Here is a 12,942-nt window from a genome sequence, read left to right as displayed (position 1 = left end):
AGGATAGGCTGGGAGATGGATTCCCGCCTTCGCGGGAATGACGAGGAAAATCAGAACTCGATCAAGGCCGTCTTGGTCTTGAGGTTCGCCATATAGGCCTCACGCCCCAAATCCTTCCCGATCCCCGACTGCTTATACCCACCCGTCGGCAGGATGAAGTCATTGCTCCGCCCATAGCGGTTAACCCACACCGTCCCGGCCTCCAGCGACCGCGTAGCCCTCAGCGCCCGCGCCACATCGCCGGTATGCACGCCCGCCGCCAGCCCATAATCGCTGTCATTGGCGAGGGCATAGGCCTCTTCCTCATCGGCAAAGGTCTGCACCGTCAGCACCGGCCCGAAAATCTCGCCCTGCACGGCTTCGCTCTTCTGATCGACACGCCCAAGCAGCGTCGGCGCGAAATAGCTGCCCTCCTGCGGCGCAGTCGCCCGTCCACCACCGGCCAGGACTTCGGCGCCTTCGGATATGGCCCGCTTCACGATGCCGTCCATCCGGTCGAGCTGCCCTTCGGAAATGATCGGCCCCAAAGTCGTATCCGTGCGCCAGGTCGGCCCCGCCTTATGCGCGTTGAAGGCAGCGACCACCCGGTCGATCACCTGATCCGCCACCTTTTCCTGCACCAGCAGCCGCGAACCAGCCACGCAGACTTGCCCGGCATTGAGCGTGATCGCCCGCGCCACAATAGCCGCAGCCTTATCCAGCCCGGCATCGGCAAAGACGATCTGCGGACTCTTGCCCCCCAGTTCCAGCGTCACCGGCTTGGGTCCGGTTTCCGCGCAGGCCGCCATGATGGCAGCCCCCGTCAGGGTGGACCCGGTAAAAGTCACCTTCGCGACTTCCGGCCGCCGCACCAGCGGATCGCCCACCGAGCGCCCATCGCCCTGCACGACATTGAACACGCCTGCGGGCAGACCAGCCTCGATCGCCAGTTCCGCCAGGCGCACGATGCTGAAAGGCGTCATCTCCGAAGGCTTCAGGACGACGCTGTTCCCCGCCGCAATGGCCGGCGCGATCTTCCAGCCCGCCATCACCAGCGGCAGGTTCCATGGGCTTATCGCCGCCACCACGCCATAGGGTTCCGTGATGGTCAGCCCCAGCTTGTCCGGTGTCGTAGCCGCCACTTCGCCGCCAACCTTGTCCGTCCATTCCGCGAAGAAACGGATCGTTTCGGCGGTGTAGCTCAAGTCCCAGGCGTTGATCTCGTTGATCGTACGGGTCGAACCCAGCGCTTCCAGCGGCGCCAGATTGGCCGCATCCGCCTCGATCAGATCGGCCCAGCGCCGCAGCACTTTCATCCGTCCGCGCGGGTCGGTCTGCGCCCAGCCGCTTTTCTTGTAAGCGGCCTGCGCATTTTCCACTGCCTCGGCCAACTGCCCTGCGTCCACGCTATCCAGTTCCGCCTGAACCCGCCCATCCGAAGGCCGCCGTACCGTGATCGCCTGGCCCCGCCCTTCGACCCGGCGGCCGCCGATGAAGTTGTTGGCCTTGGCCAGACTGATGAGATCGGGGTTGAAACCGTCCACGGCATAATCTCCTGCTACGCGCCTGCGCAGTAAAATAGGGTAGCGCGGCGGCATTTGTTGCAGTTGCGCCGGAAAGACTGCGCGATATTCTTCCAAAAAAAACGCGAAGGCGGCAGCCAATGCTTGGCAGCGTCCCCTAATGTCCGGATCACTGATTCATGACCAAAGGCGGTTTCCCTTCCCGCCAAGGAGCAAGACGCATGGCGACAGGCATAGAGGCGATGGTGGACCTGCGGCGCATGACCGCAGAGGATCTGGCCGCCGCCCACGACCTTTCCCACGAACAGAAATGGCCGCACCGGATCGAGGATTGGGAGATGCTGTTCCAGCTCGGCTTCGGCTATGTGGCGGAGCGGGACGGCCCGAACCATCAACGGGAAGTGGTCGGCACCGCCATGGCCTGGCTCTATGGCGACGACGCCGCGACTCTGGGCATGGTGATCGTCTCGCCCAAGGCGCAAGGCCTGGGGATCGGCCGTCGTCTGATGGATGCGGTGCTGCACGATCTGGGCGATCGCACGGTGATGCTGAACGCCACCGAAGAAGGCGCGCCGCTCTACCGCAAGCTGGGTTTCGAGCCGGTCGGGCCCGTGTTCCAGCATCAGGGCGCGGCCTTCGCGGTCCCGATGGCCGAACTCATCCCCGACGAGCGCGTCCGTCCGCTCGGAAGCAAGGACATGGATGTGCTGCGCGATCTCGCCCGGCAGGCGACCGGCATGAACCGCGACGCGCTGTTGGACGCGCTGGTCCCCGGTGCGCAGGGGGTGGTGCTGACGCGCAGCAATGAGCCGGTCGGTTTCGCCCTCTTCCGCCGCTTCGGGCGGGGCTATGTGGTCGGGCCGACCATCGCGCCCGACACGGGCGGGGCAAAAGCGCTGATCTCGCATTGGCTCGGATCGAACAGCGGCATGTTCTGCCGGCTCGACGTGCCGGAGGAAAGCGGATTGGGCGGCTGGCTTGATGAGTTGGGCCTGCCCTGCGTCGGCCGCGTCATGCGGATGGTGCGCGGCAAGCCCATCGATGCTAACGCTCCGGTCAAGACCTTCTCCCTCACCACACAGGCTCTCGGATGACACTCTCGCTCAACAACCCCTCGCTGCTGATCGAACGCGCCTTTATCGGGGGCGAATGGGTCGGCGCTCAGGCCGGCGGAACCCTGCCGGTCGACAATCCCGCCACCGGCGCGATCATCGGCACCGTACCCGACTGCCGGGAGGCCGACACGCAGGCCGCCATCGCCGCGGCGGAAGCCGCCTATCCCGCCTGGCGCGCGAAAACCGCCGCGGAACGCGCCGCCTTGCTCGAACGCTGGCACGCGCTGGTCCTGGACAATATCACCGACCTCGCCCGGATCATGACCGCCGAGCAGGGCAAGCCGATCGCGGAATCCGAAGGCGAAATCCGCTACGCCGCCAGCTTCATCAAATGGTTCGCTGAGGAAGCACGCCGCGTCGAGGGCGGCATCGTCCCCGCGCCCGAAGCCAATCGCCGCATCCTGGTGATGAAGGAGCCGGTCGGCGTCTCCGCCGCGATCACGCCCTGGAACTTCCCGGCGGCGATGATCACCCGCAAATGCGCGCCCGCTTTGGCGGCAGGCTGCCCCGTGGTCATCAAGCCGTCGGAACTGACCCCCTATACCGCGCTGGCGCTGATGAAACTCGCGCAGGAAGCAGGCTTCCCGGCGGGCGTCATCAACATGCTGACCGGCGATGCCGCCGCCATCGGCGGCGTGATGACGGGCAGCCCCGTCGTGCGCAAACTCTCCTTCACCGGCTCAACCCGCGTCGGCGCGCTACTGATGCGCCAGTCCGCCGACACCATCAAGCGGCTCAGCCTGGAGCTGGGCGGCAATGCGCCGCTGGTCGTGTTCGACGATGCCGATCTCGACCTCGCCGTCGCCAGCACCATGGCCAGCAAATTCCGCAACGCGGGCCAAACCTGCGTCTGCGCGAACCGCATCCTGGTGCAGGGCGGCGTGTACGAAGCCTTTGCCGAAAAGCTCGCCAAGGCCGTCTCCGCGCTCAGGGTCGCGCCGGGCGACCAGCCGGGCAGCACCATCGGCCCGCTGATCAACGCCGCCGCCGTCGACAAGGTCAACGCCCATGTCGAGGACGCCCTGTCTCATGGCGCCAAAATCTTCGCAAAGGCGCCCGATGGCGCGACCGGCGAACGCTTCGCCACGCCTGTCGTGCTGACCGGCGCGACCCGCGACATGCGGCTGGCCGAAGAGGAAACCTTCGGCCCCGTCGCGCCGCTGTTCCGCTTCACCCATGAGGAGGAAGGGATCGAACTCGCCAACGCCACCAGCTATGGCCTCGCCGCCTATTTCTACACCGAAAATCTCCACCGCGCCTTCCGCGTGGCGGAACGGCTGGAAGCGGGCATGGTGGCGCTCAACACCGGCGGCATCTCGATGGAAATGGCGCCCTTCGGCGGCGTCAAGATGTCCGGCCTCGGCCGGGAAGGCGCGCATCTGGGGATCGAGGAATATCTGGAGACGAAGGCTTTCCATGTCGGTGGGCTGAAGCTTTAGCTCTCCCCCTCCTCCGTTCGGGCTGAGTCTGTCGAAGCCCTGCACTTTACTTCAAGAAGAACAGCCCTTCGACAGACAGGCTCAGGGCGAACGGGAGCAGGCTATGTCCGCCAACCGCAACTATTCCATCTCCGTCATCCCCGGCGACGGCATCGGCAAGGAAGTCATGCCGGAGGGCATCCGCGTCCTTGAACGCGCAGCCAGCCTCTATGGCTTCACCATCGAGCAGAAATGGCACGATTTCGCCTGCTGCGACTATTATGCCAGGCATGGCCAGATGATGCCGGACGACTGGAAGGTGCAGATCGGCAATCCCGACGCGATCTTCTTCGGCGCGGTCGGCTGGCCCGATACCGTGCCGGATCATGTCTCGCTCTGGGGATCGCTGCTCCAGTTCCGGCGGGAATATGATCAATATGTGAACCTGCGCCCGGTGCGGCTGATGCCCGGCGTCCCCTGCCCGCTCGTGGGCCGTGAGCCGGGCGACATCGACTTCTGGGTCGTGCGCGAGAATACGGAAGGCGAATATAGCTCGGTCGGCGGCAAGATGTTCCCCGGCACGCCCCGCGAAGTCGTGATCCAAGAAACGGTGATGACCCGCCACGGCACCGACCGCGTGCTGCGCTATGCCTTCGAGCTGGCGGCAACGCGGGATCGCAAGCATGTCACCTCCGCCACCAAGTCCAACGGCATCGCCATCACCATGCCCTGGTGGGACGAACGGGTGGAGGAGATGGCGAAAAATTATCCGACCGTCACCCATGACAAATATCATATCGACATATTGACCGCGCAGTTCGTGCTGAACCCGGATCGGTTCGATGTGGTGGTGGCTTCCAACCTGTTCGGGGATATTTTGTCGGACCTTGGTCCGGCCTGCACCGGCACCATCGGGGTTGCGCCTTCGGGCAATATCAACCCGGATCGGACCGCGCCCTCGCTGTTCGAGCCGGTGCACGGTTCCGCGCCCGATATTGCGGGCTTGGGGTTAGCCAATCCGGTCGGCCAGATCTGGTCGGCGGCGATGATGCTGGAGCATCTGGGCGAAACGGAAGCTGCCGCCGGGATCATGCGCGCGGTGGAGACTGTGCTGGCGGAACCGGCGCTGCGCACCGGCGACCTCAAGGGCAAGGCCAACACCGTCGAGTGCGGCAAGGCGATTGCTGACGTCCTTTCCTGAAGCCTTAAAGCGGCGCAGCAGAAAATGCTGCGCCGCTTCCTCAAAAAACCGCGTCCCTCCCATCCACCTCTTCAAATTGGCGCATCCGACCGCGGGCGCGGGATAGTCTGATCCCATAACCAACACCGCGAGTTTCCTGATGACGCTGACTCCCAACCGGTCCCTGATCGACATCGACCGCGATCACCTGATCCACCCCGTCACTTCCTTCCGCGGCCATGAAGCGCGCGGCGCGACCCTGTTGCAAAGCGGCAAGGGCATGTGGCTGACGGACATGGACGGCAACGAGCTGCTCGATGCCTTTGCCGGCCTGTGGTGCGTCAATGTCGGCTATGGGCAGGAAAGCATTGTCGAGGCCGCGGCGGAGCAGATGCGCCGCCTGCCCTATGCCACCGGCTATTTCCACTTCGGGTCGGAACCGGCGGTGCGGCTGGCGGAAAAGCTGGTCGACCTCAGCCCGGAGGGGCTTGAGCATGTCTATTTCACCCTGGGCGGGTCCGATGCGGTGGACTCGGCCATCCGCTATATCGTGCATTATTACAACGCGACCGGCCGTCCGGACAAAAAGCAGTTCATCGCACTGGAACGCGGCTATCACGGTTCCAGCACAACGGGTTCCGGCCTGACGGCGCTCGCGAATTTCCACCGCAATTTCGACCTGCCGCGCCCCTGGCAGCATCATATCCCTTCGCCCTATCCCTATCGCAGCGACCTGACCGACGATGCCGCGATCATCGCCCGCTCCGTCCAGCAACTGAAGGACAAGGTGACGGAACTTGGGCCCGACAATGTCGCCGCCTTCTTCTGCGAACCGATCCAGGGGTCCGGCGGCGTCATCGTGCCGCCCAAGGGCTGGCTCAAGGCGATGCGCGACACCTGCACCGAACTGGACATATTGTTCGTCGTCGATGAAGTCATCACCGGCTTCGGCCGTACCGGGCCGCTGTTCGCCTGCGAGACGGAAGATGTGTCGCCCGATCTCATGACGCTCGCCAAGGGGCTGACCTCCGGTTATGTGCCGATGGGCGCGCTTCTGATGTCGGATAAAATCTATCAGGGCATTGCGGACGGCGCGGCGCCCGAACTCGCCATCGGCCATGGCTTCACCTATTCGGGCCATCCGGTGAGCGCGGCCGTGGGTCTGGAAGTGCTGCGCCTCTATATCGACGGCGGCATCCTTGCCAACGGCCAGAATGTGGGCAAACGCTTCGACGCGGGTCTGGCGGGCCTTGCCGACCATCCGATGGTGGGAGACACGCGCGGTCGCGGCCTGCTCGGCGCGATCGAACTGGTGGCGGACAAGGCGACCAAGGAACGCCTTGACCCGGCGCTCAGGATTCCCGACCGGCTGTTCGCGCAAGGCTATAGGAACGGCGTCATTTTCAGGTCTTTCCCCGACAATATCATCGGCCTTGCCCCGGCGCTCTGCGCGTCCGACGCGGAAATGGATGAGATTTTCGCACGCATTCGCAGGACACTGGACGATCTGCTTGAAGAAGCGGATATTCGTGCGGCGGTGGGATAAGAAAACGGGGGAGCAAGGCATATGTTGGGTGGGCCAAGACTGGACCGGATCGACCTCAAGATCCTGACGCAGCTTCAGCAATCCGGCCGCATCACCAATGTCGAGCTGGCCGATGCGGTGGGCCTGTCGCCCAGCCCCTGCCTGACGCGTGTGAAACGGCTGGAGAAGGCGGGCTACATCACCGGCTATGGCGCGCATATCAACCTGCACAAGCTGGGCGAGTTTCTGACCGTCTTCACCGAAGTCACCCTGACCGAGCATCGGGCGGGGGACTTTTCCCGTTTCGAAACCCGCATCCGCAAGCTGGACGAGATCGTCGAATGCCATCTGGTCAGCGGCGGATATGATTATCTGCTGAAATTCGTGACGCGCGGCGTGGCGCATTATCAGTCGATCATCGAAGGGATGCTGGAAAGCGACTATGGGATCGAAAAATATTTCAGCTATGTCGTGATCAAATCGCCCTTTATTAAACATCATTATCCGATCCAGCATCTGTTCGGTGAGCAAAAATGATCGACGACCTGCTCGAACCCCTGATTGCCTTTCGCCGCGATATCCACGCGCATCCCGAACTGGGTTTCTGCGAACACCGCACCGCCGGGCGGATCGCGGAGCAGCTTCGGGCGCTGGGGCTGGAGGTGCATGAGGGGATCGGCGGCACCGGCGTCGTCGCGGTGCTGAAAAACGGTTCGTCCGGGCGCAGCATCGGCCTGCGCGCCGACATGGACGCGCTGCCGATCCATGAGCAGACCAACCTGCCCTATGCCAGCAAGACCGAGGGCAGCTTCCATGGCTGCGGCCATGATGGCCATGTCGCGATGCTGCTCGGCGCGGCGCAGCATCTGACGCGCAGCCGCCATTTCGACGGCACGGTGAATTTCTTCTTCCAGCCCGCCGAAGAGGGTCTGGGCGGTGCGCGGGAGATGGTGAAGGAGGGATTGTTCGACCGTTTTCCCTGCGATCGGGTTTTCGGGCTGCACAATTGGCCGGACCTGCCCGCCGGGACCATCGCCACCCGCCCCGGCCCGATCATGGGCGCGGCGGACAAGTTCGAGATCACGCTGGAAGGACGTGGCGGCCATGCCGCGATCCCGCAGGATACGCCGGATGCGATCCTTGCGTCGGCTGCCCTTGTGTCGCAGCTCAATACGATCGTGGCGCGGCGGATTCCGGCGACCTCCTCGGCGGTTCTGTCGATCACGCAGATTCATGGCGGGCATACGCATAATGTGATCCCGGCGGTGGTGAAGGTCGTCGGCACGGTGCGGACTTTCGATCCGGTGGTGCAGGACGTGATCGAGGATGCGATCCGCAAGATCACGGCAGGCGTGGCGATGGCCAATGATGTGACGGCGACGGTGGATTATGACCGCTATTATCCGGCGACCATCAACGATGCGGACGCGGCGCAGGAAGCGCTGGCGGCGGCTGCGACCGTAGGGAACGCGCAACTGGCGCCGGAACCCGCCTTCACATCGGAGGATTTCGCCTTCATGCTTCAGGCCTGCAAGGGCGCCTATATCTGGCTCGGCCAGGCAAGGCGCGAAGGATCAGTGCCGCTGCACAACCCGCATTACGACTTCAACGACGATGTGCTGGGCCTTGGTATCCGCCTGCATGTCGCACTGGTCGAGCAGCATCTCTCCAAGGCTTGAATCGTCATTCCAGCGGAGATGGTTTAAAGACTGAAACCGAAGCCCACCACCGCCACCGTCGACTTCACCGCCTCCCCCTGCGACCGCGCCAGCGCCCGCGTCTCGCCCAGCAGACTCTCATGCACCACGCCGGCATAGGCGTTGATCTTGTCCGTCAGGCGATAGCGCAGGCGTACCGTCGCCTCCCCTTCGGTGAAGCCCGGCCGCAACGCTTCCGCATCGATGCTCTGCGCCGACCAGCCTGCGGCGATGCGCGGTTCCAGATAAAGCCGCTCCGTGATCGGCAGGGCATAAATGACCTGCGCTTCCCCCGTCAGCCGCCCTTTATCGGACAGGAAGGCATAGCTTTCCCAGCTAAGCCGCGATCCGATCTGCCCCTGGATGCCGATGACGGCGTGGATATCGCGGGGATGGGGTTTGAAATCCTTGCGCGCGCCCACCAGCAGCACGATATTTTCTCCGATGGTGCGGCCATAGAAGAGCCGCGCCTGCACCTCATCGATCTGCCCGCCCAGCGCGCCGCCGCCCTGGACCACCAGCATCGCCTGATCGATGGAATCGCCATAGGAGAAGCTGCCGTCCCAGAGGAAGGCGTCGCCCTGATCTCCCGTCCTCATCTCAATGAGGTCGAAGCCGCCGCTGAGGGACGCCGCATCGTCCTGCGCCATCGCAGGTTTGCCCGCCAACAAGGCGCAGGCACAAAAAAGGAAGCCTGATAAGGCGAAGCGCACGTATCTACCCTGAATATTGTGTCATTGTGGGGGGAGATTATGGGACGCCGGACGGCGCATGCGCACGAAGGAGCCTCATCACGCCGTCGATCATGACAAGTTGCTAGCGGGTGGCAGCAGATCGTGCCGCAACCACCGGTGAGCTGCCCCGTTAGAGCTTTTTGCTAAGCAAATGCGTTACATCAAGAAGCTAGGTTGTAGTGACGATTTAATCATTTGAGCCATAGCATGATGCTGGCGAGTTTGACGAAGCCGAGAAAGTTTGCGGCGAGCTTGTCATAGCGGGTGGCGATGCGTCGCCATTGTTTGAGCTTGGCGAAGAAGCCCTCAATGCCCCAGCGGTGTTTGTAGGCGATGCGGTCGTAGGGATGCTGATATTTGCGATGGCGGCGAGGCGGGATGACCGGTTCGCCGCCTTGCTCGTAGATGAGGTCGTGCAGGCTGTCGGCATCGTAGGCGCGGTCAGCCAGAACCTTGCCGGCCGGGATGCCGCGGATCAGATCATGGGCGGGTGCCATGTCGTTCTGCTGACCGGGGCCGAGGATGAAGCGGATCGGCAAGCCAAGTGCATCGACTACGGCGTGTACTTTGGTGCCGAACCCTCCTCGCGAGCGGCCGAGAGCCTGGGCTTGAGCGCCCCCCTTTTAACCCGTGCCCCAGCCGCCTGGGCCTGAGCGCGGATCACAGTCGCATCGATCGCCAGCCACTCAATGTCGGGATCATCCGACACGGCCTCGAAGATCCGGTCGATCACGCCCTGCTGGACCCAGCGATAATAACGCCGCTTGGCCGTCTGATAGGGGCCGAACTTCTCCGGCAGATCACGCCAGCGTCCGCCTGACCGGGCCAGCCAAAGCAACGCATCGAGAAACAAACGCCCGTTACTGCGCGGGCCGCGCTTGCCCTTGCGTCCCCCCGGAACGAACTCACGCAGCCGCTCCCATTGATCGTCCCGAAGCACTTCGCCTTCCACACCAGCCTCCAAAAGCCAGTGGTGAATCACAAATCGGCGACGACGTGAATCCCTAAAATGTCACTACGCCCTAGAGCAGCCCAGCCGATGCAATCGGATCGGAATCTGCTTTAGAACCAGAAGCGCACGCCCATGACGAAGCTGGTGGCCTCTGTCCGCTCTCCCTCGGCACGGGCGAAGCGCGCCGTATCACCCAGCTTGCGTTCCCAATTGACGCCGACATAGGGCGCGAACTCGCGCGCGAATTCGTAGCGCAGCCGCAGCCCCAGCTCGACATCCGAAAGGCCCGAGCCGATGCCCAGTTCCGGCACATCCTGCGCCGCGATGTTCACCTCCGCCGCCGGTTGCAGGATCAGGCGCTGGGTGATGCGCTGGTCATAGCTGCCCTCCAGTCGCAGATGCGCATCGCCCTTGTTCGAGAGGAAAGCCTGCGCGCCCAGTTCGAACCAATAGGGTGCGAGTCCCTCGATCCCCACCACCGCATAGGTCCGCTGCGGATCGGGGCGAATGTCGTGGCGCACGCCAGCTTCGAGGTTGAACCAGGGATCGATCGCCCGGCTGTAGAGCGCCTGCACCTCCGCGCGTTCCAGCGCGCCGCCGACTTCGCCTTCCCCCTCCGTCTTGAAGGCAAGGCGGTTGATGTCGCCGCCGATCCAGCCCTCGCCTTCCCAATGATAGCCGTCCGCGCCCTTGCCCATGCGATATTCCAGCCGGTCGAGCATAAGCTGAGAGAAGGTCATGCCGCCGCTTTCCTTGAGCATGGCGGCGCGGGCGCGGTCCATTTCGGCGGGGCTGTAAAAGGCTTCGGCAGCGTGATCGGCAGGAACCGGGGGGGCTGTGCCCTTGGGGATGTCATCATCGGCGGCAGGCTGGCCATGACCGGCATGGGGATCTGCGGCGACCTCCCCGGCGGGCGGCTGATGGGTGGAGTGATCCATGCCCTCCATGGCGCCATGATCCATCTGGCTGTGGTCCATCTGTTCCTGCGCCAAAGCAGGGAAAGCAGCAGAGGCCAGCAACAGCGCGGCGGCGGAAACGAGGGTCTTCATGCCGCATCTCCCCCATGCCGCACGGTTACGACGCGCATCATCCCGGTGTGCATGTGCATCAGCATGTGGCAGTGGAATGCCCAATCCCCCAGCGCATCGGCGGTGAGATCAAAGCTGACCTTACCCCCCGGCAGTACATTCACCGTATGCTTGCGCGGATTATGCTCGCCAGCGCCCATCACCAGCTCGAAGAAATGGCCGTGCAGATGGATCGGATGCGGCATCATCGTGTCGTTGATCAGGTTCACCCGCACCCGCTCCATATGGCGGAAGGGGATGGGCTCGGCTCCGTCGGACAGCTTCACCCCGTCGAAGGACCACATATAGCGTTCCATATTCGCGGTCAGGTGGATGTCCAGCGTCCGCGTCGGCGTGCGCGTGTCGCTGTTGGGAGTCAGCGACTTGAGGTCCGCATAGGTCAGCACCCGATGCTCGACATTCTCCAGCCCCGTCGGCCGGTCGGCGGTCCGGTCGGCGGGCATGGGCGAGAGGGTGGCGACGCCCGGCCCCATCTTCACCTGCGGCGCGACCGACTTGTCGCGCATCTTCATCTGATGGCCGGACATGCTTTCATTGGCCGGTTGGCTGAGGTCGATAACGCCGCCCTGCCCCATGTCCATGCCGGACATGTCCATGCCCATGTCCTTCATGCCCAACAGCGGCCGCTCGCGCACGGCAGGCACCTCCGCCGTCATCCCGACACGCGGCGCCAGCGTAGCCCGCACCAGCCCGGATCGGTCGATCGCCTCCGCGATCAGACCATAGGGTTTCGCCTCGGTCGGCTGGACGACGATGTCGTAGGTTTCCGCTATGCCGATCTGGAATTCGTCCGTCTCGACCGGCTGCACATGCTGGCCGTCGCACTGGACCACCGTCATCGGCAGTCCCGGCAGGCGCACGTTGAAATTGGTCATGGCCGACGCATTGATGATCCGCAGCCGCACTCGCTCGCCCGGCGTGAAGAGGCCGGTCCAGTTCTCCGCCGTGCCATGGCCGTTCACCAGGAAGCTGTAGGTCGACCCGGTGACGTCGGAAATATCCGTCGGGTCCATCCGCATCGCGCCCCATTCCAGGCGATCTTTCGCGCTCTGATCCTTCCCCGCCAGCAACCCGCTCAGTGTCTGCTTGCGCATGTTGAAATAGCCTCCCATCTGCTTGAGGCGCTTCAGCAGCACATGCGGATGAACCGGGCTCCAGTCAGACAATATGATCACATGCTCGCGCGTGGCTTCCACCGGATCGACTCCGGCGGGATCGATCACGATCGGTCCATAATGGCCGACCGCCTCCTGCATGCCCGAATGGCTGTGATACCAGTAAGTCCCCGACTGGCGGATCGGGAATTCATAGGTGAAAGTCTCGCCCGGCCTGATGCCCGGAAAACTGACGCCCGGCACCCCGTCCATCTGGAAAGGCACGATCAGCCCATGCCAGTGGATCGACGTATCTTCCTTGAGCCGGTTGGTGACGGACAGGCGAACATTCTGCCCTTCCTTCAGGCGAATGAGCGGCGCGGGCAGCGTGCCGTTGATCATCACCGCATGGGCCGAGCGCCCTCCGGTGGAGAAATGACTCTCCCCCACGGTCAGCGCGATCGTCTCGCCGCTCAGCACGCCGGGCGCCGGGGAAAGACCCGCCGTCCCGCTCTGCGCCCAGGAAGGAAAAACCCGGCTCAGGGCCAGCGCGCCACCAAAGCCGCCCAGCCCCCGAATGAGGCTACGGCGATCGACGTCAGGAAGGGAAAGGGGCATGGATGGCTCTGTAATAAGG

11 protein-coding genes are annotated in these 12,942 nt (G+C 63.8%); 6 read left to right on the top strand and 5 right to left on the bottom strand.

Annotated features, from left to right (window positions below; genetic code table 11):
- Nucleotides 1–50: 50 nt before the first annotated feature.
- Complete coding sequence (locus VVT58_RS02915) at nucleotides 51–1,523, bottom strand: aldehyde dehydrogenase family protein (RefSeq protein WP_327754263.1); 1,473 nt, start codon at nucleotides 1,521–1,523, stop codon at nucleotides 51–53.
- Between the two features lie 200 nt (nucleotides 1,524–1,723).
- Between VVT58_RS02915 and VVT58_RS02910 the strand changes: the two genes are divergently transcribed.
- From VVT58_RS02910 to VVT58_RS02885, 6 genes are all read left to right on the top strand, one after another.
- Nucleotides 1,724–2,596: a GNAT family N-acetyltransferase gene (locus VVT58_RS02910; RefSeq protein ID WP_327754265.1), complete on the top strand. Its 873-nt coding sequence runs from the start codon at nucleotides 1,724–1,726 to the stop codon at nucleotides 2,594–2,596.
- A complete protein-coding gene (locus VVT58_RS02905) occupies nucleotides 2,593–4,056 on the top strand; it encodes an NAD-dependent succinate-semialdehyde dehydrogenase (protein ID WP_327754267.1) in 1,464 nt (487 codons plus the stop codon). The genes VVT58_RS02910 and VVT58_RS02905 overlap by 4 nt, the downstream gene beginning before the upstream one ends.
- Nucleotides 4,057–4,159: 103 nt before the next feature.
- On the top strand, nucleotides 4,160–5,236 hold the full coding sequence (locus VVT58_RS02900; RefSeq protein ID WP_327754268.1) for a tartrate dehydrogenase: 1,077 nt from the start codon (nucleotides 4,160–4,162) through the stop codon (nucleotides 5,234–5,236).
- A 139-nt stretch (nucleotides 5,237–5,375) separates the two neighbouring features.
- The gene (locus VVT58_RS02895) at nucleotides 5,376–6,761 is read left to right on the top strand and encodes an aspartate aminotransferase family protein (protein ID WP_327754269.1); all 1,386 of its coding nucleotides are present in this window, start codon (nucleotides 5,376–5,378) and stop codon (nucleotides 6,759–6,761) included.
- A 21-nt stretch (nucleotides 6,762–6,782) separates the two neighbouring features.
- Complete coding sequence (locus VVT58_RS02890) at nucleotides 6,783–7,277, top strand: Lrp/AsnC family transcriptional regulator (protein ID WP_066524286.1); 495 nt, start codon at nucleotides 6,783–6,785, stop codon at nucleotides 7,275–7,277.
- Entirely contained in the window at nucleotides 7,274–8,419 is a 1,146-nt protein-coding gene (locus VVT58_RS02885) for a M20 aminoacylase family protein (protein ID WP_327754270.1), read from the top strand. The genes VVT58_RS02890 and VVT58_RS02885 overlap by 4 nt, the downstream gene beginning before the upstream one ends.
- 23 nt (nucleotides 8,420–8,442) lie before the next feature.
- Here VVT58_RS02885 and VVT58_RS02880 read toward each other — a convergent pair whose 3' ends face one another.
- From VVT58_RS02880 to VVT58_RS02865, 4 genes are all read right to left on the bottom strand, one after another.
- Complete coding sequence (locus tag VVT58_RS02880) at nucleotides 8,443–9,087, bottom strand: copper resistance protein B (protein ID WP_327754271.1); 645 nt, start codon at nucleotides 9,085–9,087, stop codon at nucleotides 8,443–8,445.
- A gap of 275 nt (nucleotides 9,088–9,362) precedes the next feature.
- A protein-coding gene (locus tag VVT58_RS02875; protein ID WP_351999964.1) for an IS5 family transposase occupies nucleotides 9,363–10,123 on the bottom strand; the annotation gives its coding sequence in 2 pieces (ribosomal slippage) (nucleotides 9,363–9,796 and nucleotides 9,796–10,123; 762 coding nt in all).
- Nucleotides 10,124–10,233: 110 nt separating this feature from the next.
- Entirely contained in the window at nucleotides 10,234–11,172 is a 939-nt protein-coding gene (locus VVT58_RS02870) for a copper resistance protein B (protein ID WP_327751833.1), read from the bottom strand.
- A complete protein-coding gene (locus VVT58_RS02865; protein ID WP_327751832.1) occupies nucleotides 11,169–12,923 on the bottom strand; it encodes a copper resistance system multicopper oxidase in 1,755 nt (584 codons plus the stop codon). Before VVT58_RS02865 ends, VVT58_RS02870 begins: the two co-directional genes overlap by 4 nt.
- Between the last annotated feature and the right edge of the window lie 19 nt (nucleotides 12,924–12,942).

This window comes from Sphingobium sp. SJ10-10, assembly GCF_036038995.2.
Classification (GTDB): Bacteria; Pseudomonadota; Alphaproteobacteria; order Sphingomonadales; family Sphingomonadaceae; genus Sphingobium.
Note: the sequence above shows the minus strand (reverse complement) of the source record. Positions and strands in the feature narration are given on the sequence as shown.